The sequence below is a fragment of the Pseudomonas frederiksbergensis genome, from assembly GCF_017114915.1.
Lineage (GTDB): Bacteria > Pseudomonadota > Gammaproteobacteria > Pseudomonadales > Pseudomonadaceae > Aquipseudomonas > Aquipseudomonas frederiksbergensis_I.
On sequence record NZ_JAAUOE010000005.1, the window covers coordinates 114,391 to 138,384 of the forward strand.

At 60.2% G+C, this 23,994-nt stretch carries 23 protein-coding genes; 12 read left to right on the top strand and 11 right to left on the bottom strand.

Going from position 1 to position 23,994, the window contains the following annotated elements; genetic code table 11:
• Window positions 1-54: 54 nt before the first annotated feature.
• The 3 genes from nadE to HCU66_RS05880 form a co-directional block, all read right to left on the bottom strand.
• The gene (gene nadE / locus HCU66_RS05870) at window positions 55-882 is read right to left on the bottom strand and encodes an ammonia-dependent NAD(+) synthetase (protein WP_205887584.1); all 828 of its coding nucleotides are present in this window, start codon (window positions 880-882) and stop codon (window positions 55-57) included.
• Window positions 883-886: 4 nt separating this feature from the next.
• Entirely contained in the window at window positions 887-2,122 is a 1,236-nt protein-coding gene (gene pncB, locus HCU66_RS05875; protein WP_205887585.1) for a nicotinate phosphoribosyltransferase, read from the bottom strand.
• 137 nt (window positions 2,123-2,259) lie between these two features.
• Window positions 2,260-3,171: a LysR family transcriptional regulator gene (locus HCU66_RS05880; protein ID WP_205887586.1), complete on the bottom strand. Its 912-nt coding sequence runs from the start codon at window positions 3,169-3,171 to the stop codon at window positions 2,260-2,262.
• A 187-nt stretch (window positions 3,172-3,358) separates the two neighbouring features.
• Between HCU66_RS05880 and amaB the strand changes: the two genes are divergently transcribed.
• The 8 genes from amaB to HCU66_RS05920 all read left to right on the top strand — a co-directional run bounded on the left by amaB (window position 3,359) and on the right by HCU66_RS05920 (window position 13,272).
• Window positions 3,359-4,849, top strand: coding sequence for an L-piperidine-6-carboxylate dehydrogenase (gene amaB, locus HCU66_RS05885; protein ID WP_205887587.1), 1,491 nt, complete (start codon window positions 3,359-3,361; stop codon window positions 4,847-4,849).
• A 169-nt stretch (window positions 4,850-5,018) separates the two neighbouring features.
• Complete coding sequence (gene amaA / locus HCU66_RS05890; protein WP_205887588.1) at window positions 5,019-6,302, top strand: L-pipecolate oxidase; 1,284 nt, start codon at window positions 5,019-5,021, stop codon at window positions 6,300-6,302.
• Window positions 6,303-6,664: 362 nt separating this feature from the next.
• Complete coding sequence (locus HCU66_RS05895; RefSeq protein WP_205887589.1) at window positions 6,665-7,798, top strand: branched-chain amino acid ABC transporter substrate-binding protein; 1,134 nt, start codon at window positions 6,665-6,667, stop codon at window positions 7,796-7,798.
• A gap of 170 nt (window positions 7,799-7,968) precedes the next feature.
• Entirely contained in the window at window positions 7,969-8,883 is a 915-nt protein-coding gene (locus tag HCU66_RS05900) for an ABC transporter permease subunit (protein ID WP_205887590.1), read from the top strand.
• A 3-nt stretch (window positions 8,884-8,886) separates the two neighbouring features.
• The gene (livM, locus tag HCU66_RS05905; protein ID WP_205887591.1) at window positions 8,887-10,170 is read left to right on the top strand and encodes a high-affinity branched-chain amino acid ABC transporter permease LivM; all 1,284 of its coding nucleotides are present in this window, start codon (window positions 8,887-8,889) and stop codon (window positions 10,168-10,170) included.
• The gene (locus HCU66_RS05910; protein ID WP_205887592.1) at window positions 10,167-11,039 is read left to right on the top strand and encodes an ABC transporter ATP-binding protein; all 873 of its coding nucleotides are present in this window, start codon (window positions 10,167-10,169) and stop codon (window positions 11,037-11,039) included. Before livM ends, HCU66_RS05910 begins: the two co-directional genes overlap by 4 nt.
• Window positions 11,036-11,752: an ABC transporter ATP-binding protein gene (locus HCU66_RS05915; RefSeq protein ID WP_205887593.1), complete on the top strand. Its 717-nt coding sequence runs from the start codon at window positions 11,036-11,038 to the stop codon at window positions 11,750-11,752. Before HCU66_RS05910 ends, HCU66_RS05915 begins: the two co-directional genes overlap by 4 nt.
• 752 nt (window positions 11,753-12,504) lie before the next feature.
• Window positions 12,505-13,272, top strand: a complete 768-nt coding sequence (locus HCU66_RS05920) for an SDR family oxidoreductase (protein WP_205887594.1) — start codon at window positions 12,505-12,507, stop codon at window positions 13,270-13,272.
• A gap of 114 nt (window positions 13,273-13,386) precedes the next feature.
• On the opposite strand, the gene HCU66_RS05925 is transcribed toward HCU66_RS05920, so the two are convergent.
• The 7 genes from HCU66_RS05925 to HCU66_RS05955 form a co-directional block, all read right to left on the bottom strand.
• Complete coding sequence (locus tag HCU66_RS05925) at window positions 13,387-14,514, bottom strand: AGE family epimerase/isomerase (protein WP_205887595.1); 1,128 nt, start codon at window positions 14,512-14,514, stop codon at window positions 13,387-13,389.
• A 125-nt stretch (window positions 14,515-14,639) separates the two neighbouring features.
• Window positions 14,640-15,212 carry a HupE/UreJ family protein gene (locus HCU66_RS05930; protein WP_205887596.1) on the bottom strand — a complete coding sequence of 191 codons (573 nt, stop codon included), beginning with the start codon at window positions 15,210-15,212 and terminating at the stop codon, window positions 14,640-14,642.
• A gap of 28 nt (window positions 15,213-15,240) precedes the next feature.
• Complete coding sequence (gene ureG / locus HCU66_RS05935) at window positions 15,241-15,855, bottom strand: urease accessory protein UreG (protein WP_007939066.1); 615 nt, start codon at window positions 15,853-15,855, stop codon at window positions 15,241-15,243.
• Window positions 15,856-15,878: 23 nt separating this feature from the next.
• A complete protein-coding gene (locus tag HCU66_RS05940; RefSeq protein ID WP_205887597.1) occupies window positions 15,879-16,553 on the bottom strand; it encodes an urease accessory protein UreF in 675 nt (224 codons plus the stop codon).
• Window positions 16,550-17,050 carry an urease accessory protein UreE gene (gene ureE / locus HCU66_RS05945; RefSeq protein WP_205887598.1) on the bottom strand — a complete coding sequence of 167 codons (501 nt, stop codon included), beginning with the start codon at window positions 17,048-17,050 and terminating at the stop codon, window positions 16,550-16,552. The genes HCU66_RS05940 and ureE overlap by 4 nt, the downstream gene beginning before the upstream one ends.
• A gap of 171 nt (window positions 17,051-17,221) precedes the next feature.
• The gene (locus HCU66_RS05950) at window positions 17,222-17,854 is read right to left on the bottom strand and encodes a TetR family transcriptional regulator (protein ID WP_205887599.1); all 633 of its coding nucleotides are present in this window, start codon (window positions 17,852-17,854) and stop codon (window positions 17,222-17,224) included.
• Window positions 17,855-18,011: 157 nt separating this feature from the next.
• Window positions 18,012-18,356 carry a hypothetical protein gene (locus tag HCU66_RS05955; RefSeq protein WP_205887600.1) on the bottom strand — a complete coding sequence of 115 codons (345 nt, stop codon included), beginning with the start codon at window positions 18,354-18,356 and terminating at the stop codon, window positions 18,012-18,014.
• 502 nt (window positions 18,357-18,858) lie between these two features.
• On the opposite strand from HCU66_RS05955, the gene HCU66_RS05960 reads away from it, so the two are divergent.
• Window positions 18,859-20,934, top strand: a complete 2,076-nt coding sequence (locus tag HCU66_RS05960; RefSeq protein WP_205887601.1) for an AsmA family protein — start codon at window positions 18,859-18,861, stop codon at window positions 20,932-20,934.
• Window position 20,935: 1 nt separating this feature from the next.
• On the opposite strand, the gene HCU66_RS05965 is transcribed toward HCU66_RS05960, so the two are convergent.
• The gene (locus HCU66_RS05965; protein ID WP_205887602.1) at window positions 20,936-21,877 is read right to left on the bottom strand and encodes a LysR substrate-binding domain-containing protein; all 942 of its coding nucleotides are present in this window, start codon (window positions 21,875-21,877) and stop codon (window positions 20,936-20,938) included.
• Window positions 21,878-21,998: 121 nt separating this feature from the next.
• Here HCU66_RS05965 and HCU66_RS05970 point away from each other — a divergent pair, with 121 nt between their 5' ends.
• From HCU66_RS05970 to HCU66_RS05980, 3 genes are all read left to right on the top strand, one after another.
• Window positions 21,999-22,637: an FMN-dependent NADH-azoreductase gene (locus tag HCU66_RS05970; protein WP_205887603.1), complete on the top strand. Its 639-nt coding sequence runs from the start codon at window positions 21,999-22,001 to the stop codon at window positions 22,635-22,637.
• A complete protein-coding gene (locus HCU66_RS05975; RefSeq protein ID WP_007937074.1) occupies window positions 22,638-22,943 on the top strand; it encodes a DMT family transporter in 306 nt (101 codons plus the stop codon).
• Window positions 22,944-23,049: 106 nt separating this feature from the next.
• Window positions 23,050-23,940: an esterase/lipase family protein gene (locus tag HCU66_RS05980; RefSeq protein WP_205887604.1), complete on the top strand. Its 891-nt coding sequence runs from the start codon at window positions 23,050-23,052 to the stop codon at window positions 23,938-23,940.
• Window positions 23,941-23,994 lie beyond the last annotated feature (54 nt).

The window sequence follows — 23,994 nt, forward strand, 5'->3', positions numbered from 1 at the left end:
AAAAAGCGTCCACTCGGGACGCTTTTTTTGTGCTCGTTTCTACAGAGGGCAGAATCAAGGAGCAAACGGCATCACCCGCTTGTGATGGGTCTTCTTGTACGTCTCACAGATGATCCTGAACGCTTCCTCCCGCACCGGCTCACCATGCAAAAATGCATCGATCTCGGCATAGGTCACGCCATGGGACGCTTCGTCCGGTTTGCCCGGCGACAGGTCTTCGAGGTCGGCGGTCGGGATTTTTTCCACCAGCGACTCCGGCGCGCCGAAGCTGCGGGCAATCGCCCGGACCTGATTTTTCACCAGGCCGCTCAGCGGTGCGAGGTCGCAGGCACCGTCACCGAACTTGGTGAAGAAGCCCATCACCGCTTCCGCTGCATGGTCGGTGCCGATCACCAGGCCATGAGCCGCGCCAGCGATGGTGTATTGCGCGACCATGCGCATCCGCGCCTTGGTGTTGCCCAATACGAAATCCACCGAGACCGCCTGCTTGCCTTCGAAGGCTGCCACTTCACTGGCCAGGGATTTGACTGCCGGGCCGATGTTCACCGTGTGGCGTTCGTCCGGGGCGATGAAATCCACCGAGGCCTGGGCGTCGTGTTCATCGAACTGCGTTTGGTACGGCAGGCGCACGGCGATGAACTTGTAGCTGTCGTCACCGGTGCGCTCGCGCAGTTCACGGATGGCGCGCTGGGCCAGCAGGCCGGCGGTGAGGGAGTCGACGCCGCCGCTGATGCCGAGCACCAGGGTCTTGAGCCCGGCATTGACCAGGCAGTCCTGAATGAAGGTGATCCGCCGGGCGACTTCAGCCTCGAGGGCGAGTTGATCCGCGAAGGGCGGTTGGACCTTGAGCTGTTCGGCAATCTCACGCTGTACGGCTTGCATGAATTCACTCCTTGCTAGATGGGCCAGCTGTGCTGGAAAGGGCGGCAGGTACTTGGAAAACATGTCGCAAATAAGCGACGAAATTCGGGTCTTTGCAGTGAGTCTTGCCAGGCTCATCAGAAATTTTGGCCACCGGTTGGCCGTTGCATGCCGTCATTTTAAGCACGATGCTCATCGGTTCGACACCCGGAATATCGCACGTCAGGTTAGTGCCGATGCCGAAGCTGACATTGATCCGACCGCGCAATGCCCGAAAAATCTCCAGAGACTTGGGCAGCGTCAGGCTGTCGGAAAACACCAGGGTTTTGCTCATCGGGTCGATGCCCAGCTTATGGTAGTGGGCGATGGCTTTTTCTGCCCAGAGCACCGGGTCACCGGAATCGTGGCGCAAGCCGTCGAAGAGCTTGGCAAAAAACAGATCGAAATCGCCGAGGAAGGCATCGAAGGTGATGCAGTCGGTCAGGGCAATCCCCAGCAGGCCACGGTACTCGCGGACCCAACAGTCGAGGGCGGCTATCTGGCTGTCGATCAGCCGTGGCCCGAGCTGCTGGTGAGCCATGATCCATTCGTGGGCCATGGTGCCCAGCGGTTTCATGTCCAGCTCCCGGGACAGGTGCACGTTGCTGGTGCCGACGAAACGACCGGGGAAGTCATGCTTGAGCACGTTCACCACTTCTTCCTGGACACGGAACGAGAAGCGACGGCGAGTGCCGAAATCGGCTACCTGCAACTCGGACAATTCGTCCGCGCTGGCGTTGGCGGCCAGCCAGTCGAACTTGCGATAGAGTTGTTCGCGAGCCTGTTCCAGGACGATTTCCCGGTAGCGATAGCGATTGCGCACTTCACTGACCAGGGCCAGCAGTGGCACTTCGAACAGGATCACGTGCAGCCACGGCCCGCGCAGGCGGATGAACAACTCGCCATTCTCAATGCCGGTGTGGATATAACGCAGGTTGAAGCGGAACAGCCCGAGAAAGCGCAGGAAATCCGGTTTCAGGAAACTGATGCGCTCCAGAAAGCTCAACTGATCGGCACTCAGGCTCAACTCGGCCAGGCGCTCGATCTGGAACCGGATCTCCGCCAGGTACGGGCGCAGATCCTCACTGTTACGGCAACGAAACTCCCATTCGACTTCCACGTTAGGGTAGTTGTGCAGCACCGCCTGCATCATCGTCAGTTTGTAGAAGTCGGTGTCGAGCAGGTTCTGCACGATGCGATCGGCAAACACGCTCTCGCTCATAACGGGGTTCTCCAGGCTGGCCGTGGCAGCGACGTTGCAGCTGTTTCCAATGAATGGGGCTAGTGGCGCATATCAGTGGTGAGGATTGCCAGCGATTTTTTGGATCGCAGCCGATCCGTGTGGGAGCGAGGGCAATGCTAAATTTGCGGTGTGCCCGGGCTACCAATCTGCTCCAGCATCCACTTCACAAAATTCCGCACCTTGGGCACTTCCGCAGAATGCTCCGGATACGCCAGGTAATAGGCGTCGGTGCTGGGCATAGCATGCTGCCAGGGAATGATCAGTTTGCCGTCAGCCAATTCCTCTTCCACCAGAAATTTCGGCAGCAGCGCCACGCCGCAGCCGACCTGGGCGGCGCGGATGCACATATAGAATGTTTCGAAACGCGGGCCGTGGTAGCTGTGTTCGGTGTGGTAGCCCTGGCTGTCGAACCAGTCATGCCAAGCCTGGGGGCGGGAGGCGTTTTGCAGCAGGACCAGGTCAGTGAGCTGCGTAGGATCGGTGAACGGCGTGTCCGGCAAGCTTCCCGGCGCACACACAGGAACAAGCTCCTCGCCAAACAGTTTCAGGCATTCGGTGCCGGGCCGTGAGCCCTGGCCGAAGTAGAACGCCAGGTCGCTGCGACCTTGCAACAGGTCGTCGGCTTCCTGTTCGCTGCACAGGTCCAGATGGATCGAGGGATGGCGCAGGCGCCAGCCTTTCAAGCGTGGCACCAGCCAGCGTGCACCAAAGGTCGGCGGGGTCGAGACACGCAAGACTTCGGTGTCACCGCCATAGGAGCGCAGGTAGTGGGTCGACATTTCGACTTGGGTGAGGATTTTTCGCACCTCCACCAAATACAAATCGCCGGCGGGGGTCATTTGCAGGCGTCGACGCACCCGGCGGAATAGCAGGTGCTGCAACAACTCTTCGAGTTGCGCGACCTGTTTGCTCACGGCGCTCTGGGTCAGGTTCAGCTCTTCGGCGGCACGGGTGAAGCTCAGATGCCGGGTCACGGCTTCGAAACACTGCAGCGCAGTGATCGACGGCAGATAGCGTTTATTCAGCATCGGTTCTCCTTGTTCTTGTCGCTCTGTCAGCACTTTACGTTGCCGGCAGATTCACAGCATGAATAAACGGAATGATATCTCGCTTAATCGTCGTTTGTTGGAGAACCTCGGGAGCGCTAAAACTACAGGTCTGATCAGCCGAATCAATCCGGCTGCACGTTTCTGCTTTCTGCTCGAGGAGTGACCCATGGTTGCCGCATTGCTTGATCGTCTTGGTGTAAACCCGGCCCTGTACCAGAACGGCAAAGTGCCGGTGCATTCGCCCATCGACGGTAGCCGGATTGCCGCCGTGAACTGGGAAGGTGCCGCTGAAGTCGAGCAGCACATCAGTCGCGCAGATCATGCGTTCGAGTTGTGGCGCAAGGTCCCGGCACCGCGCCGTGGCGAACTGGTGCGCCAATTGGGCGACATCCTGCGCGAGTACAAGGCCGATCTCGGTGAGCTGGTGTCCTGGGAAGCCGGCAAGATTACTCAGGAAGGCCTGGGTGAAGTTCAGGAAATGATCGACATCTGCGACTTCGCGGTCGGCCTGTCCCGTCAGCTGTACGGTTTGACCATCGCGTCCGAGCGTCCGGGCCACCACATGCGCGAAACCTGGCACCCGCTGGGCATCGTTGGCGTGATCAGCGCGTTCAACTTTCCGGTCGCCGTCTGGGCCTGGAACGCGACGCTGGCGCTGGTCTGCGGTAACCCGGTGATCTGGAAACCGTCGGAGAAAACCCCACTGACCGCACTGGCTTGCCAGGCGCTGTTCGACCGCGTCCTGAAGAACTTCAGCGACGCCCCACCGCACCTGAGTCAAGTGATCATCGGTGGTCGCGATGCCGGTGAGGCCCTGGTCGATGACCCGCGTGTCGCGCTGGTCAGCGCCACCGGCAGCACCCGCATGGGTCGTGAAGTGGCGCCGAAAATCGCCGCACGTTTCGCCCGCAGCATTCTGGAACTGGGCGGTAACAACGCGATGATCCTCGGCCCAAGCGCCGATCTGGACATGGCTGTGCGGGCGATTCTGTTCAGCGCCGTCGGCACTGCCGGTCAGCGTTGCACCACCTTGCGTCGTCTGATCGCTCACGAATCGGTGAAAGAAGAAATCGTCACCCGCCTGAAAGCCGCTTACTCCAAGGTGCGCATCGGCCATCCACTGGAAGGCAATCTGGTTGGGCCGCTGATCGATAAACACAGCTTCGACAACATGCAGGACGCGCTGGAGCAGGCCTTGAGCGAAGGCGGCCGGGTGTTCGGTGGTCAGCGTCAGCTGGAAGACAAATTCCCCAACGCGTACTACGTTTCGCCAGCCATCGTCGAAATGCCGGAGCAGAGCGATGTGGTGCGCAGCGAAACCTTCGCGCCGATTCTGTACGTGATCGGTTACAGCGATTTCGAAGAGGCGTTGCGCCTGAACAACGCCGTGCCCCAAGGCCTGTCGTCGTGCATCTTCACCACCGACGTGCGTGAAGCCGAGCGATTCATGTCGGCAGTGGGCAGCGATTGCGGCATCGCCAACGTCAACATCGGCCCGAGCGGCGCGGAAATCGGCGGTGCGTTTGGCGGCGAGAAGGAGACGGGTGGTGGCCGTGAATCCGGTTCGGATGCATGGCGCGGGTACATGCGCCGTCAGACCAATACCGTGAACTATTCGCTGGAGTTGCCGTTGGCTCAAGGGATTACGTTCGACTGATGGGGGCGCCTCAAAAGATCGCAGCCTGTTGATCGTTCCCACGCTCTGCGTGGGAATGCCTCTATGGACGCTCTGCGTCCGCTTGTGGGACGCGGAGCGTCCCGGCTGCATTCCCACGCAGAGCGTGGGAACGATCGGGCTGGTTAGGTTTCATTTTCGGAGTCTGGCAATGCCGTTACGCGAAGAGTGTCTGTGGGAAAAACTGACGCCGCAAAGGCCTGACAATACGGCGCTGAAGGGCGAGGTGACGGTGGATGTCTGCGTCATCGGTGCCGGTTTCACCGGGCTGTCGGCGGCGGTGCATCTGCTGGAGCAAGGCAAAAGTGTCTGCGTGCTGGAAGCGCATCGCGCCGGGCATGGCGGTTCGGGGCGTAATGTCGGGCTGGTCAACGCCGGGATGTGGATCCCTCCAGACGAAATCGAAGCCGGGTTTGGCGAGGCGGTCGGCAGTCAGCTCAACCGCATGTTGGGAGCGGCGCCGTCGCTGGTATTCAGCCTGGTCGACAAATACAACATCGATTGCCAGTTACGCCGTGAAGGCACGCTGCACATGGCGCACAACGCCCGTGGCGAAGCGGATCTGCGCAGTCGCGAAGCACAATGGAAACGTCGCGGAGCACCGGTGGAATTGCTGACCGGGGGCGCCTGCGAACAAGCCACGGGCACCAAAAAGATCGCAGCAGCGTTACTCGATCGACGTGCCGGCACGATCAACCCGATGGCCTACATCACGGGGCTGGCCAATGCGGCCATCGGCCTGGGCGGTCAGTTGTTCGATCATTCCCCGGTGACCCGACTCGAACGTCAGGGCCAGCGCTGGTCGGTGCAGACTGCCCAGGGTTCGGTGCTGGCCGAGCAGGTGGTGATCGCGTCCAATGCCTACACCGAAGGCGACTGGACAGAGCTGCGGCGCAATTTCTTCCCCGGTTATTACTATCAAGTGGCCTCGGTGCCGCTGACCGAAGATGCTGCACAGCAGATCCTGCCCGGTGGCCAGGGTTCCTGGGACACCCGGCAGGTGCTCAGCAGTATTCGTCGCGATGCCGAAGGACGATTGCTGCTCGGCAGCCTCGGCAATGGCAATCAGAAGCCGATCTGGTTCCTTAAAGCCTGGGCCGACCGGGTGCAGCAACATTATTTCCCCTACCTCAAACCGGTGGAATGGGAGTGCACCTGGACCGGTTGCATTGCCTTTACCCCTGATCATTTGATGCGCCTGTTCGAGCCGGCGCCGGGTCTGGTGGCTGTCACCGGTTACAACGGACGCGGCGTGACCACCGGCACAGTGGTCGGCAAAGCCTTTGCCGATTACTTGTGTAACGGAAATCCTCAAGCCCTGCCGATTCCCTTCGCACCCATGCAGCCATTGGCGGGCGTGGGGCTGCGAAGCTGCCTGTATGAGGCCGGATTTTCGCTGTATCACGCGGGCCAGTGCCTGCGGATCGTGATCTGATTGTTGAAATATGTTGCTGGAAGCAGCGCTTTTCAGCGAAGCGGCTAGCCTGTAATGGTGCGGGTTGTAGCAGTTGCGCACCAGCAGTGTGCAGTTCGGTGACGCGGGCTGTTACAGGTAGGTTGCACATCGTTTGGCGATGCGGTTGCAATGATGGCGCGTATGGGTTGCGCCTTGTTAAATAAATGGTTTCACCTCTGGCGGTTTAGACGGTTGCACGCCCAATGAAAATGGGATCGAAACAGTCGAAATAACAATAAGGCAGCGACTTTTTTCAGAATAAAAAACCGATGGCACGGCCCTTGCTCTGAGCATTCAGTGAAGTCGCAGTGCCAACTAAAAAAACCTTGGAGCACCACCTCATGTCCCAGACGTTTTACAAGAAAGGCTTTCTGGCCCTCGCAGTAGCCGCTGCGTTGGGTGTTTCTGCGTTTGCACAGGCTGATGTGAAAATCGGAGTGGCGGGTCCGATGACAGGCGCCAACGCGGCATTTGGCGAGCAGTACATGAAGGGTGCACAGGCAGCCGCTGATGCGGTCAACGCAGCGGGCGGCGTCAACGGGGAAAAAATCGTACTGGTCAAAGGCGATGACGCCTGCGAACCGAAACAGGCTGTGACGGTCGCCAAGGACCTGACCAACCAGAAAGTCGCCGGCGTCGTCGGTCACTTCTGCTCCTCGTCGACCATTCCGGCCTCCGAGATCTACGACGAAGCGGGCATCATTGCGATCACTCCAGGCTCCACCAATCCAGCGGTCACCGAACGCGGCCTGGGCGCCATGTTCCGTATGTGCGGGCGTGACGATCAGCAAGGCATCGTCGCTGGCGATTACATCGTCGACGTGCTCAAGGGCAAGAAAGTCGTGGTTCTGCACGACAAGGACACCTACGGCCAAGGTCTGGCGGATGCCACCAAAGCCCAACTGGCCAAGCGCGGCGTAACGCCGGTGCTGTATGAAGGCCTGACCCGTGGCGAAAAAGACTTCAGCACCATTGTTACCAAAATCCGCGGCGCTGGCGCCGACGTCGTTTACTTCGGTGGCCTGCACCCGGAAGCCGGTCCGCTGGTTCGTCAACTTCGTGAGCAAGGTCTCAAAGACGTCAAATTCATGTCCGATGACGGCATCGTGACCGACGAACTGGTGACCACCGCTGGCGGTCCGCAATACGTCGACGGCGTGCTGATGACCTTTGGCGCCGACCCACGCCTGCTGCCAGACAGCAAGACCGTAGTGGACGAGTTCCGCAAGAAAGGTACCGAGCCTGAAGGCTACACCCTGTACGCCTATGCTTCGGTCCAGACCCTGGCCGCAGCCTTCAATGGCTCCAAATCCAACAGTGGCGAGAAAGCCGCAGAGTGGCTGAAGAAAAACCCGGTCAAAACCGTGATGGGCGAGAAGACCTGGGACGCCAAGGGCGACCTGAAAGTCTCCGACTACGTGGTTTATCAGTGGGACAAGGATGGCAAATACCACCAGCTGGAAAAACAGAAGTGATATGACTTGCTGATTGCCCGGCGCGTTGTGCGCCGGGCAATCAAAGTGCATGTCCGTGCAGTACCTGTCTTTTCTCGTAGAGCTGCACACAACCGTGTTGCATCGGTGGCTGAACCCCAGTCCGCTGCACCCGGTTTCTGTGCAGTCTCTCAAATGCGTGAGATTGCGTTATGGATGGTATTTTCCTGCAGCAACTGGTCAACGGCCTGACCCTCGGGTCGGTCTATGGCCTGATCGCCATCGGCTACACAATGGTCTACGGCATCATCGGCATGATCAACTTCGCCCACGGCGAGGTTTACATGATTTCCGCTTACCTCGCGGCAATCAGTCTGGCTCTGCTGGCATACTTCGGTATTGAATCCTTCCCGCTGCTGATGCTCGGTACCCTGATCTTCACCATCGTTGTCACAGCGGTGTATGGCTGGGTCATCGAACGCGTCGCCTACAAACCCTTGCGTAACTCCACCCGGTTGGCTCCGCTGATCAGCGCCATCGGGATTTCGCTGATCCTGCAAAACTATGCACAGATCAGTCAGGGCGCCCGTCAACAGGGTGTGCCGACACTGCTGACCGGAGCATGGCGAGTTGAAGTCGGGAGTGGCTTCGTCCAGCTCACCTACACCAAGATCTTCATTCTGGTTGCTGCGTTCGTCGGTATGGCCCTGCTGACCTATGTCATCAAGTACACCAAGCTCGGCCGCATGTGCCGCGCCACCCAGCAAGACCGCAAGATGGCTTCGATCCTTGGGATCAATACCGATCGTGTCATTTCCTACGTGTTCATCATCGGTGCGGCGATGGCGGCCCTGGCCGGCGTGCTGATCACCATGAACTACGGCACGTTCGATTTCTATGCGGGCTTCATCATTGGCATCAAGGCGTTCACCGCCGCAGTACTCGGTGGGATCGGCTCGCTGCCGGGTGCCATGCTCGGCGGGATCATCCTCGGGATTTCCGAGTCGCTGTTCTCCGGGCTGGTCAATTCGGACTACAAAGACGTTTTCAGCTTCTCGCTGCTCGTTCTTGTTCTGGTCTTTCGGCCTCAAGGCCTGCTCGGCCGTCCTCTTGTGTCGAAGGTGTAAGCGATGTCTTCAACCACTAAAAAAACCATTGATCTCAAAAGAAGCCTGGTTGATGCGATTCTCGCCGGCCTTGTTGCCCTGATTGTGTTCGGCCCGATTGTCGGCGTGGTCCTCGATGGCTATGGCTTCAATCTGGAAGCGACCCGGGTGGCGTGGATTGTCGCCATCGTCATGGCCGGTCGCTTTGCCTTGAGCCTGTTCCTGCAAACCCCCAAGGGCCTGAGTATCCTCGAAGGCTTTGAAAGCACCGGTTCCGGGGTGCATGTACTGGCGCCTGACTACAAGTCGCGGCTGCGCTGGATCATTCCGGTGATGATCGTCATCGCCGTAGTGTTTCCGTTCTTCTCCAACTCCTACCTGCTGGGCGTGGTCATCCTCGGGCTGATCTACGTGCTGCTGGGCCTGGGGCTGAACATTGTGGTCGGCCTGGCCGGGCTGCTCGACCTGGGTTACGTGGCGTTCTACGCCATCGGTGCCTACGGGCTGGCGCTCGGTTACCAATACCTGGGGCTGGGCTTCTGGACGGTGCTGCCACTGGCGGCAATCATCGCCGGGCTTGCCGGGTGCATCCTCGGTTTCCCGGTACTGCGCCTGCACGGCGACTACTTGGCAATCGTGACCTTGGGCTTCGGTGAAATCATCCGGTTGATCCTCAACAACTGGTTGTCCCTGACCGGTGGCCCGAACGGGATGGCGGCACCGTTGCCGACGTTCTTCGGCATCGAGTTCGGCAAGCGAGCGAAAGAGGGCGGGGTTCCGTTCCATGAGTTCTTCGGCATCGCCTATAACCCGGATGTGAAGTTCTACTTCATTTACGCGGTGTTGTTCCTGGTGGTGCTGGCTGTGCTGTACATCAAGCACCGCTTGACCCGCATGCCGGTCGGTCGCGCGTGGGAGGCCTTGCGTGAAGACGAAATCGCCTGCCGCTCCATGGGGCTGAATCATGTACTGGTCAAGCTGTCGGCGTTCACCATCGGTGCATCGACGGCGGGTCTGGCCGGTGTGTTCTTCGCCACCTATCAAGGCTTTGTGAACCCGACGTCGTTCACCTTCTTCGAATCGGCACTGATTCTCGCCATCGTGGTACTCGGTGGCATGGGCTCGACCATTGGCGTGGTGATCGCGGCATTCGTGCTGACGGTAGCCCCGGAATTGCTGCGCGGCTTTGCTGAATACCGCGTACTGCTGTTCGGCATCCTGATGGTGTTGATGATGATCTGGCGACCGCGCGGCCTGATTCGGATCAGCCGTACCGGTGTGACCCCGCGTAAAGGAGTAGCGCCATGAGCGAAGTCGTACTCTCGGTCGAGAATCTGATGATGCATTTCGGTGGCATCAAGGCGCTGAGTGACGTCAGCCTGAAGGTCAAGCGCAACTCGATCTTCGCGCTGATCGGCCCCAACGGCGCAGGCAAGACCACCGTGTTCAACTGCCTGACCGGGTTCTACAAAGCATCCGGCGGGCATATCGAGCTCAACACCCGTGGGGTGAAAACCGACGTCATCAAGATGCTCGGTGAGCCGTTCAAGGCAACCGATTTCGTTTCGCCGAAAAGCTTCATCGGCCGACTTCACTACAAGATGTTCGGTGGTACGCACCTGATCAACCGTGCCGGTCTGGCGCGGACTTTCCAGAACATTCGCCTGTTCAGGGAAATGTCGGTGCTGGAAAACCTGCTGGTGGCCCAGCACATGTGGGTCAACCGCGGCATGCTGGCCGGTATCCTCAACACCAAGGGTTACCGCAAGGCCGAAAGCGATGCACTGGACCACGCGTTCTACTGGCTGGAAGTGGTGGACCTGGTGGACTGCGCCAACCGTCTGGCCGGTGAACTGTCCTACGGTCAGCAACGCCGTCTGGAAATCGCCCGGGCCATGTGTACCCGGCCGCAAATCATCTGCCTCGACGAACCGGCCGCCGGCCTCAACCCTCAGGAAACCGAAGCGTTGAGCGCGATGATCCGGCTGCTGCGCGACGAGCATGATCTGACCGTGGTGCTGATCGAACACGACATGGGCATGGTAATGAGTATTTCCGACCACATCGTGGTGCTGGACCACGGCGTTGTCATCGCCGAGGGCGGGCCCGACGCGATTCGACACGATCCAAAAGTGATTGCCGCCTATCTGGGCGCTGAAGAAGAGGAGGTGGTATGAGTGCACCCATCCTCGAACTCAAGGAACTGGACGTGTTCTATGGACCGATCCAGGCCCTGAAGAAAGTCTCGTTGCACATCAATGAAGGTGAAACCGTCAGCCTGATCGGCTCCAACGGTGCCGGCAAATCCACCCTGCTGATGTCGATTTTCGGCCAGCCACGGGCGGCTGACGGGCAAATCGTCTATCAGGGTGTGGATATCACTCACAAATCGTCCCACTACATCGCCTCCAACGGTATCGCTCAGTCGCCGGAAGGCCGACGGGTTTTCCCCGACATGACCGTCGAGGAAAACCTGTTGATGGGCACCATCCCGATCGGTGACAAGTACGCCAAGGAAGATATGCAGCGCATGTTCGAGCTGTTTCCGCGGCTCGAAGAGCGGCGTACCCAGCGGGCCATGACCATGTCTGGCGGCGAGCAGCAAATGCTTGCCATCGCCCGGGCACTCATGAGCCGGCCAAAGCTGTTATTGCTCGATGAACCAAGCCTGGGGCTGGCGCCGATTGTGGTGAAACAGATCTTCGCGACCCTGCGGGAACTGGCCAAGACTGGCATGACCATTTTCCTGGTGGAGCAGAACGCCAACCACGCCCTCAAGCTGTCGGACCGGGCGTACGTGATGGTCAACGGCGAGATCCGCCTCAGCGGCACCGGCAAGGAGCTGCTGGTGAACGATGAGGTGCGTAACGCCTACCTCGGCGGCCACTAAAACCAAGAGCCCGGAAAACGCCCTGATGAATTCAACCTCAGGGCGTTTTTTTATGCCTGGCACAATCCCTACACGAGGCTGTGGTTTGAGGTAAAGGGAAATTGTGGAAAACAATATTCATGACCTCTCAAAGCGCGACATAAAGCCGCTGCAAATTGCTGTTTTGTCACGGTTTTGACTTGTCCCCGTTTGCTGTGGAACTGGCTGTGAATAACGTGGGAGTAGCTGGCTACAAGCCTTTGAATCCGCGGCTTGCAGAGGTGTGGTGGTTTTTTGATCAGGTGTTTTTGCCGAGCGTCGACCCGGCTTTGTCAACCTTTTTGTTATGGACGAACATGGCATGAATCGAGGTGGGCAAGCCTGTGGATAAGTCTGTGATTAAACTCTGGAAAGACTTGGCTGAGGGCCGTGGTTACTGGCTTGGAGCCATTGCCGGTTTGACCGCTCGGTCGTGCAAATTGCCCGGGGCTACATGGCTGGCACCCGAGGGTCAAGCAAAAAACTTTCTAATCTGCCTGCAAAGCCTTGTGGACAGCGGCTTGCAGCTTTTCCACTTGCCCCCGGAAACTGTGGACCGGCCTGTGGATAAGATGCGCGTACATGGCTGCAGGCCACGGGACACGGGGTGTTGCCAGCATTGATCGTTTTTTGTACGGTTTTTGCCATGGTTGCCGCTGTGGAGAAGGCCGGGCATGCTGCCGGTTGATTTTCTATTCCAAGGGCTGACGGTCGGCCCAAGCAAGGAGAACTCGATGTCCAACACCCTGTTTATTACCGGCGCGACTTCCGGTTTTGGTGAAGCCTGTGCCCGTCGTTTTGCCGAGGCCGGCTGGAAACTGGTGCTGACAGGTCGTCGTGAAGAGCGCCTCAATGCCCTGTGCGCCGAGTTGTCGAAGCAGACCGAAGTCCATGGCCTGGTGCTCGATGTACGGGATCGCAAGGCCATGGAGGAGGCGATTGCCAACCTGCCGCCGTCCTTCGCCAAGCTGCGTGGGCTGATCAACAACGCTGGCCTGGCCCTGGGTGTGGATCCGGCGCCCAAGTGCGATCTCGATGATTGGGACACCATGGTCGACACCAACATCAAAGGCCTGATGTACAGCACCCGCCTGTTGCTGCCGCGTTTGATCGCTCATGGTCGTGGCGCCAGCATCGTCAACCTGGGTTCGATTGCCGGCAACTACCCGTACCCGGGCAGCCACGTGTATGGCGCGAGCAAGGCGTTCGTCAAACAGTTCTCCCTGAACCTGCGCTGCGACCTGCAAGGCACTGGTGTGCGGGTCAGCAACATCGAACCGGGCCTGTGCGAGAGCGAGTTCTCGCTGGTGCGTTTCGCCGGTGACCAGGAGCGTTACAACGCCACTTACGCCGGTGCCGATCCGATCCAGCCGCAAGACATCGCCGAGACCATTTTCTGGGTGCTCAACACGCCGGCCCACATCAACATCAACAGCCTTGAGCTGATGCCGGTGAGCCAGACCTGGAGTGGGTTTGCCATTGAGCGTAATGCCAAGGTGTAAGACCGAGTAACGGCTGTTCGCGGGCAAGCCTCGCTCCTACGGATTATGTGTTGTTCGCAGAGTCGCGATTCAACATACAAGGAGCGAGGCTTGCCCGCGAAAACAATTTTTCAGTCAGCGCAAATACTCGGCCAGCCCGCGATAGCAGGTTGCCAAGTGATAAGGCGTGGTCGAAGGCATGTCCTTGCGGCTTACTTCGCCCTGCTCATCGCGACACTCATACCAACCGTCCGCGTGCAGAAAGCGCTGTTGCAACGCCTGCAATTGGCGTTGCACCGATGCTTCGCTGCCCGGGCGCAAGGTCAGGGCGCGCAAGTATTCGGCTTGAGCCCAGATGCGTTGGGTTGCGTCGCGAGGGTGATCATCCAGTTCCAGCATCGCTCGCACGGCACCGGTCTGCTGATCGACACCCCGTTGCTCGGTGAACGCAAACGCGCGCTCCAGCGAGGCATGCAGTGTCGAGCCGCGCAGCAATGGCGAGGATTGCAACAGGAAATACCATTCGAACTGATGGCCCGGCTCGAACCAGTTATCCACAGCTCCCAGCGGCTTCTCCATCAACACCGCATGTCGCGGGTCGATGAAACGCTTTTGCATGGCTGTGCATAACTCGATGAGCACGTTCTGCACAGCCGCGTCTTCACGTACGGAAAGAGTGGCGAGGAAGGCTTCGGCCAAATGCATCAGAGGGTTCTGCAGTGGCCCAGAGTCGAGCGAAGACCAATCACGATCCAGACTGGCTTCGTAGAGGCCGTCGCCCGTGGCGAAACGCTGCGCCACCACTTCCAGCGCGGCGTTGAGTACCGACTCCACCAGCGGTTCGCGAACCTTGTCCCAATAGTGGGCGCAGGCGAACAGGATGAAGGCGTGGGTGTAGAGATCTTTGCGCTGATCCAGTGGCGAACCTTGCGGGTCGATGCTGTAAAACCAGCCGCCATGCTCGGCATCGTGGAAATGTCGCTGCAAGGAACGGAACAGTGCCGCCGCACGCGCGTCGGCCTGGGGCACTTGGCCGATCAGGCTGGAAAACAGATACAACTGCCGGGCGCAGGCCATGGCCCGATAGCGCTGAGGGGGCAGCGGTCGATGCTCGGCATCCAGCGCCTCATAAGGCAGCGCCATGTCGGCGTTCCAGCCGGGGCCTTGCCAGAGCGGCACGATCACGTCCTGGAAGTGCTGTTGCACCGAGGCGAACAGGGCGGTCAATTCAGGCTGGAAGGCAGAGCGGGAAACAGGTGGCATTGGCTGGCGTCGTCACGGCAGGGTTAATTGCGCGACATGTTAGCAGGCCTTAGAGATGCGGTGTCTGTCAGGCCGCCTTCGCGGGCAAGTCGGATCGCGAAGGGGCCAGTTCAGACGCTAGAGAATCAACCCGCCAACAACCAAACCCCGGTCGCCGCCGACGCCGCACCCGCCAGCCGAACCAGCGGCGCCGCGGCCTGAGGCAAGACGCGAACCACCGCATAACCCGCGGCATGCAAAGCCGCTGTCGCTACCACAAACCCTGTGGCATACGCCCAAGGACTCGACATGTCCGGCAATTCCAGACCATGGGCCACGCCATGAAACAACGCGAACGACGCGGTCGCCGCCACCGCCAGGCTCAACGGCGGACGCACCGCCAAAGCCACTGCCAGGCCCAGCGCCAATACCGATGCCGCAATGCCGCTTTCCAGCGCCGGCAGGTTCAACCCTTCAAAACCCAGCAAGCCGCCGATCAGCAGGGAGCCCACGAATGTGCACGGCAGCGCCCAGCGCGCGGCACCTTTTTGCTGCGCCGCCCATAACCCCACGGCAAGCATCGCCAGCAAGTGATCGAGGCCGCCGATCGGGTGGCTGATGCCAGCGATCAAACCGTTGTCGCCATGGCCCGGGTGGGCGAAGGCGATGGCCGGAGTCAGCAGCAGGGCCATGGCGCCCAGAATGCGTTTCAGTGTCATGGATAAGCTTCCTTGTTGATAAGTAGGGTCAGGCCGCAGTCAGCAGGCCCTGACGCTCGATGAAGGCGATGATTGCTTCCAGACCCTGGCCGGTTTTCTGGTTGCTGAAGACGAACGGCTTGCCGTTGCGCATGCGTTGGGTGTCGCTGTCCATCATTTCCAGCGACGCGCCCACCAGCGGCGCCAGGTCGATCTTGTTGATCACCAGCAGGTCGGATTTGCAGATGCCGGGCCCGCCCTTGCGCGGCAGCTTGTCGCCGGCTGAAACGTCGATCACGTAGATGGTCAGATCGGACAGTTCCGGGCTGAAGGTCGCCGAGAGATTGTCACCCCCGGACTCCACCAGAATCAGGTCCAGCCCCGGAAAGCGCCGGTTCAGTTGGTCCACGGCTTCGAGGTTGATCGAGGCGTCTTCGCGGATCGCCGTGTGCGGGCAGCCGCCGGTTTCCACGCCGATGATCCGCTCTGGCGCCAGGGCTTCGTTGCGCACCAGAAAGTCGGCGTCTTCGCGGGTGTAAATGTCGTTGGTCACGACGGCCAGGTTGTAGCGCTCGCGCAGGGCCAGGCACAGGGCCAGGGTCAGGGCGGTTTTGCCGGAGCCGACCGGGCCGCCGATGCCGACGCGCAGGGGTTGTGTGTTCATGTGATTCTCCAAATTAAAAGGCCCTAGGAACGGAACAGACGGCTGTACTGGCGCTCATGGGCCATGCACGCCAGCGACAGGCCGAAAGCGGCGCTGCCAACGTGTTCGGGGTTGATTCGGGTGGCGTCTTGCTGAGCTTGTTGCAGCAACGGCAGCAGTTCGCTGGTCAGGCGTTGGGCGGCTTGCTGGCCCAGCGGCAGGGTTTTCATCAACACCGCCAGTTGGTTTTCCAGCCAGCTCCAGAGCCAGGCGGCCAGCGCATCCTGCGGGCTGATCTGCCAGGCGCGAGCGGCCAGCGCCCAGCCGAGGGCCAGGTGCGGTTCGGGACGTTGCTCGAGAAAGGCCCGGGCCGGCGCGTCCAGCTCCGGCAAGCCGTTGAGCAATTGCTGCAGCGAATAGCCCATCTGCCGGCTTTCCTGATGCAACTCGCGGGTTTCGCGGCTGGCGCGATGCTCTTCGCAGCGCTGCAACAGTTCGCCCCAGTTTTCCTCTGCCGCGGCGGTGCAGTGGGCGAGCAGCAGTGGCGCTTCGAAACGTGCCAGGTTCAGCAGCAACTGATCGCTGATCCAGCGGCGCGCGCTGTCGGGATCATTGACCCGGCCGTTATCCACCGCCATTTCCAGACCCTGGGAATAGCTGTAGCCACCGATAGGGAGCTGCGGGCTGGCCAGACGCAGCAGCGCCCAGGCTGGATTCATAAACGCACGCCGAACTGGTGCAGTTTCGGCGCGTAGTTGAAATCCTCGTCGCCATGCCGCGAATGGTGATGGCCGCCGCCGTAGGCGCCATGTTCCGGCTGGAACGGTGCTTCGATGCTCTCGACCCTGGCTCCCAGCTGTTCGAGCATGGCCTTGAGCACGTAATCGTCGAGCAGGCGCAACCAGCCGTCGCCGACTTGCAGGGCCACGTGGCGGTTGCCCAGGTGATAGGCGGCGCGGGTCAGTTCAAACGCATTAGCGCAGGTGACGTGCAGCAGTTGCTCGGAACGAGCACAGACGCGAACGACACGCCCGTCTTCGGCTTGCAGGCATTCGCCGTCATACAGCGGCGGCTGGCCGCGCTCCAGAAACAAGCCGACGTCTTCACCCTCGGCACTGAAACAGCGCAAGCGGCTTTTGCTCCTGGCTTCGAAGGCCAGGTGCAACTCGGCGGCCCAGACGGGTTGAGGGTCGATTCTGCGATGAATCACCAGCATCGGAAGGCTTCCAGCAAGGGACAATGCTCAGGCTAGAGCAAGGGGCTTGCCAATCGGGTGAGACGTGGGAAATGCCTGTCGGAACGACGGGGGAGACTCAGGATGTTGCAGGGATTTGATTGAAGTTGGTGCGAGGGTGGGTTTGCCGCACCAATTTGTGGCGATCTTTTCTCACTCGGTACTGCCGAGTCCCTGCCAATGCTTCAAACCAATAAAGATGAACCGCAACTGCTGGGTAATCTTCGCTTGTGGCGTCAGATGTTCAGGTAACGCCTCAGCCGGCGGATCGATGATGTCCGGCAAGGTCGCGAACACGCTTTTGACGATCAGATCAGCCATGACACTCAAACCAGCGATGTCCAGATGCTGCAGTTTTGGCATCAGCGACAAGTCGGCCGCCAGGTCCGAGCTGATGTCTTCGCGCAATCGGCCGATGGCCTGGCGCACCGGCAGCGAACCGCCGTACTGCTCGCGGGCAAGAAACAGGAACTGCGAACGATTGGCGGTGACCACGTCGAGAAAGATCCGCACCGAGGCGTCGATGATGCCGCCCATGACAAATTCGTTATGGCGCACCAGGCGGATGGTTTCGCGGAAGGTCTGACCGACTTCGCTCACCAGTGCCAGGCCCAGTTCATCCATGTCGGCGAAATGCCGGTAGAAACCGGTGGGCACGATCCCGGCGGTTCTGGACACTTCGCGCAGGCTCAGGCTGCCGAATCCTCGGCCGCTTTCCATCAGGTGTCGGGCGGCGTCCATCAGGGCGTTGCGGGTTTGTTGTTTCTGTTCGGCGCGGGGCAGCATCGCAAGGGTGTTTTCTAGACAGGGACAGCGGCGCACTCTAACAAATCGGCTTCGCTGGCGTCGAACGACTATCGGGGATCACGCGGGGAAAATGCAGCTTCTATAAAGTCAAAAGCCCAATCCGGAGATTGGGCTTTTTTTCCAGGCCGCCATGGGCTTAGCTCACAGCGCTGTTGCGTTCGATCACACGGTCACCGCCACCTTCAGCAAGGGTTTGGCCTTGTGGGGTACGGTCGGTACCGTCAGCGGCAAGGGTTTGGCCTTGTGGAGTGCGATCCGAACCATCCTGAGTGATCAGGCCTTTTTCTTTCAGGCGGTCATTACCACCTTCGGCCAGGGTCTGACCCTGTGGGGTGCGGGCGGAACCATCAGCGGCAACGGTCTGGCTGAACACCGAGTGGCTGTCTTTGACTTGTGGAGTGGCCTGATCGGCGGCCGGCAGAGCAAAAGCGGTGCTGGCTAACATCGAGAGGGTCAGGCTAAGCAGTAATTCGCGTTTCATGATGGTTGCTCCTTGGGAGGGCGATAAAGTGGGTACGGAGGCAATGCTACTCTCGATAAGTCGATATAAAAGTTCATAAGCGCAATGGTAATAATCAACGGAATTGATTGTTTCGCTGAGAGGCTCTAGAGCGGGCGTTTCCGGCGAGCGTTTCTGCACTGAGGTGGGTAGTTTCGACCCATTTTTGCCTCGCAAAAGCGCGGGGCCGAAATGCGATCTGTAGCAGCTGGCGAAGCCTGCGTTCGGCTGCGCAGCAGTCGTAAAACCAGAACTCGCGGTGCGTCAGACAGACCACATCAGCCGGATTCACGACTGCTGCGCAGCCGAACGCAGGCTTCGCCAGCTGCTACAAGAGTGCGCCCCTGGTTATTTGCGTTCGAACGGATTAAACCTTGCGGACCATTTTCCAGTCCTACATTTCATGGCAGGCCGGTTCTGGCCTAACGTTTCATCAGGTGCGTCGCTGTCCGGGCGCTCAGTCGTTTTTCAGGAGCCCTGTGCAATGACGCGCACTCGTAAAGTTCTCGCATGGATCTTCGCCAGCCTCGTTGTGCTGCTGGCCATCCTGGTGCTGCTCATCGCGTTCTTCGATTGGAACCGGATCAAACCGCCCCTTAACGCCAAAGTCTCCGAAGAACTGCACCGTCCGTTCGCCATCAATGGCAACCTCGCGGTGGTCTGGCAGCGCGAGCCCGACGAGGGCGGCTGGCGGGCCTGGGTGCCGTGGCCGCATGTGGTGGCCGAGGACCTGAGCCTGGGCAACCCGGATTGGTCGAAGCAACCGCAGATGGCCACCCTCAAACGCGTCGAACTGCGCATTTCGCCGCTGGCCTTGCTGACGCAGCGGGTGGTGATCCCGCGCATTGACCTGACCGAGCCCAATGCCGACCTGCAGCGCCTGGCCGACGGCCGCGCCAACTGGACGTTCAAGTTCGACCCCAAAGACCCGAACGCCGAGCCTTCGAACTGGGTGTTGGACATCGGTGCCATTGGTTTCGACAAGGGCCGCGTCATGCTCGATGACCAGCGCCTGAAGACTCAGCTTGATCTGCTCATCGATCCATTGGGCAAACCGATTCCATTCAGCGATATCGTCGGCGACAAAGCAGCGAAAACCACGCTTGAGAAGGGCGGTTCGCCGCAGGATTATGCGTTTGGGTTAAAGGTCAAAGGCCTATACCACGGTCAGAATCTTGCGGGGCAGGGCAAGGTGGGCGGCCTGCTGGCATTACAGGACGCCACCCGGCCGTTCCCGCTTCAGGCGCAAATGAAAATCGCCGACACCCGCGTCGAACTGGCCGGCACGCTCACCGATCCATTGAACCTCGGCGCCCTGGATTTGCGCCTGAAACTGGCCGGTGCCAGCCTGGGCAATCTCTATCCGCTGATCGGCGTGACGCTTCCGGACACCCCGCCGTACGCCACCGACGGGCACTTGATGGCCAAGCTGCAGGAGCCGGGCGGGGCGCTGTACCGCTATGAGGACTTCAACGGCACGATCGGCGAGAGTGACATCCACGGCAACCTGGCCTATGTCGCGAGTCAGCCAAGGCCCAAGCTCAGTGGGGCGCTGGTGTCCAATCAACTGTTGTTTACCGACCTGGCCCCGCTGATCGGCGCCGACTCTAATGCCAAGCAAAGGGTCCGTGGCGGTGAAAGCAAGCAGCCGGCGGACAAGGTGTTGCCGGTCGAGGAGTTCAAGACCGAGCGCTGGCGTGATATGGATGCCGACGTCGAATTCACCGGCAAGCGCATTGTCCACAGCGAAAAACTGCCGTTCAACGATCTCTACACCCATTTGGTGCTGACCGACGGTGTGCTCAATCTCGAGCCCCTGCGTTTCGGCGTGGCGGGCGGCAATCTGGATGCGCAGATTCGTCTCAACGGGCGTGCCGAGCCGCTGGAAGGCCGGGCCAAACTGACCGCGCGCAAGTTCAAGCTCAAACAGTTGTTCCCTTCCATCGAGCGGATGAAAACCAGTTTCGGCGAGCTCAATGGCGACGCTGACCTGACAGGTCGTGGCAACTCGGTGGCCAAGCTGCTGGGCACCGCCGACGGCAACTTGAAGATGCTGATCAATGACGGCGCGATCAGTCGCGAGTTGATGGAGCTGGCCGGGCTCAACGTTGGCAACTATGTGGTGGGCAAAATCTTTGGCGACAAGGAAGTGAGGATCAACTGCGCGGCGGCCAGTTTCGACATCAAGTCGGGTCTGGCGACCACGCAGTTGTTTGTCTTCGATACCGAGACCGCAATCGTCTATGTCGATGGCACCGCGAACATAGCGACCGAGCAACTGGACCTGACCATCACCCCGGAATCCAAGGGATGGCGCTTGATTTCGTTGCGTTCGCCGCTGTATGTGCGGGGCAAGTTCATCAAGCCGGAAGCGGGGGTCAAACCGGTGCCGCTGATGCTGCGCGGGGCCGGAATGGTGGCGCTGGGCGTGATTGCCGCGCCGGCGGCGGGGTTGCTGGCGCTGATAGCGCCGAGCAATGGGGCGCCGAATGAGTGTGCGCCGTTGCTGGAGCAGATGAAGGCGGGCAAGGCACCGGTGACGGTCAAGCCTACCCGGTAGATCAAAGGATCGCAGCCTCTGTGGGCGCTGCCGCAGCCTGCGATCTTGGCAACAGACCAGACAATCGAGCCTCCTCCTGCAACCACGCAAAAAACGCCCGCACCGGCGGATGCCGTTCACGGCCCGGTACGCACAGTGCGCTGTATCCGGCCCCGTCGACCTGAATCTCGCCCCGGTAAGGCCGCAACAGACCGCTGGCCACACTCTCCGACACCAGAATATTGCTCGCCAGCACCAGGCCTTGCCCGGCGATGGCGGCTTGCAGGGCGTAATGCTCTTCGTCGTATTCGCGCACCGCCGGCTGCCCGGTCAGCCAGGTTTCGCCGGACTGCGCACACCAGGCCTCCCAGCCATGGGCATACAGTTTGGAATTGTGCCAGCGCACGCTGATCAGGGTCGGCACCCGACTGGCCGCCAGGGCCACTTGTTCAGGCGAGCCATAAACCCCGAAGGATTCGTCGAACAGGCACAGCCCATACAAGTTCGGGTAATCGTCGAGGCTGTAACGCAGCACCAGATCGACACTGGCGTCCTGATGCAAATCGATGACTTCGCAGTGAGTGTCCAGCCGCACGTTGATGTTCGGATGCCGGGCATAAAACCGTCCCAGCCGAGGCACCAGCCAGAGGGCGGCGAAAGCGGCGGTGGTGGAGATCGTCAGGTTCGTGCCGCTGCGTTGCGGGCGCAAGGTATCGACGCTCTGTGCTACTTCCAGCAGGGCGCCATGCAGGCTGCGGAACAGCCGTTCGCCGCACTCGGTGAGGCGCACCTGCCGTGGCAGTCGTTCGAACAGCGGTACGCCGAGCCAGTTTTCCAGGGAACGGATTTGATGGGAAACCGCCGTCGGCGTCACGGACAGCTCTTCGGCGGCGGCCTTGAAACTCAGCAGGCGCGAGGCGGATTCGAAGGATCGCAGGGCGGTCAGCGGCAACGAGGCAAACATTTAAAACTCCATGGATGAAATAAATTCATCCAGATTGATTTTTTCTCATTTGAAGACGAGCGGCTACGCGCTTCAAGCTGCAAGCACAAGCCGTTTCAGTTTAGCCTTTAAGGAGATTCAGATGAGCACAATTCTTGCCATTCACGCCAGCCCCCGTGGCGAACGTTCTCATTCGCGGCGCTTGGCCGAGGTGTTTCTTTCGGCCTGGCAGCACCGCAACCCGCAGTCGCAACTGACCCGCCGTGAAGTCGGCCGGGCGTTGATCCCGGCTGTCAACGAAGCGTTTGTGGCGGCCGCTTTTCATCCGCAGCCTCAAGCGCGACCGCTGTCGATGCAGGCCGACCTGGCGCTCAGCGATGAGTTGGTGGGGGAATTACTCGGCCATGACCTGTTGGTGATTTCTACACCGATGTACAACTTCAGCGTGCCCAGCGGCCTCAAGGCCTGGATCGACCAGATTGTGCGGCTCGGGCTGACGTTCAACCACACCCTGGACAACGGCATCGCTCAGTACGAGCCGCTGGTGCGGGGCAAGAAGGCGTTGATCGTCACCAGCCGCGGCGGGTTCGGTTTTGGTCCCGGCGGTGAACTTGAAGCGATGAACCATGCCGATCCGTTGCTGCGCACGGCACTGGGGTTCATCGGCATCACCGACGTCACGGTGGTCGCGGCCGAGGGCGAAGAGTCCGCCGAGCGCACCTTCCAGGTTTCCGTGGCCGAGGCCGAGCAGCGTTTGCTGGCGCTGGCCAGGGAGTTCTAGATGGCCTGGCTGTTCTTGCTGATCGCCGCCGGGTTTGAAGTCACCTTCGCCATGGGCATGAAATACGCCGAAGGCTTCACCCGGCTCTGGCCTTCGGTGATGACGGTGATCGCTGCAGTGGGCGGGATTTACTTCCTGACCCTGGCCATGCGCGAGTTGCCGGTGAGCATTGCCTACCCGATCTGGACCGCCATCGGTTCACTGGGCACGGTGTTTCTCGGCTTTGCGCTGCTGGGTGAAAGCCTGACCGCGCTCAAGCTGGTGTCGGTCGGGCTGATTGTGGCGGGCGTGGTGGGGTTGAAGTAGGGGATGTCATAGACTGGTCGTCGAGTTGTCATCTTGGGTGGCGATGCTTGGCTGAGGCCTTGCATCCAGCCTTGCTTCATCTCACCGACCGCAAGGATGTTCATCCATGTCGCAAGGCTCCGCCACGCGTTACCCGTTGGTGCTGGTTCCGGGGATGCTCGGGTTCATCCGTCTGCTGCTTTACCCTTATTGGTACGGAATCATTCCGGCGTTGCGCCGGGATGGGGCGACGGTGATCGCGGTGCAGGTCTCGCCGCTCAACTCCACTGAGGTGCGTGGCGAACAGTTGCTGGCGCGGATCGAGGAAATTTTGCGCGATACCGGGGCCGAGAAGGTCAACCTGATCGGCCACAGCCAGGGCTCGCTGACCGCCCGTTATGCCGCAGCCAAACGCCCGGATCAGGTCGCTTCGGTGACCTCGGTGGCCGGACCGAATCACGGTTCGGAGCTGGCGGACTACCTGCACGATCACTATCCGGCTGACAGCGCCAGGGGCCGTTTGCTCAGCTTTCTGCTGTGGCTGATCAGCGCGTTGATGTGCCTGCTGGAAACCGGTTATCGCGGGCCGAGACTGCCGGTGGATATCCCGGCTTCGCACCAGTCGCTGACCACGGCCGGCGTGGCGCTGTTCAATCAGCGTTATCCACAGGGGCTGCCTGACACCTGGGGTGGGCACGGTCCGGAAGTGGTCAATGGCGTGCGCTATTACTCCTGGTCCGGCACCTTGCAGCCGGGCAAGACCAATCGCGGCTGCAACCTGTTCGACGGGACCAACCGCAGTTGCCGGTTGTTTGCCAGAACCTTCGTGCGTGAAGCGGGGCAGTGTGACGGGATGGTCGGGCGTTACAGCTCGCATCTGGGGACGGTGATTGGCGATCAATACCCGATGGACCACTTCGATAGCGTTAACCAATCCCTGGGGCTGGTGGGCAAGGGCGCGGAGCCGGTGCGGTTGTTTGTCGAGCATGCGGCGCGGTTGAAGGCGGCCGGGGTTTAGACCCCTCAATAGCAGGTGAACGTGTAACAGGCTTTGTCTACACTCCAGAGCGAG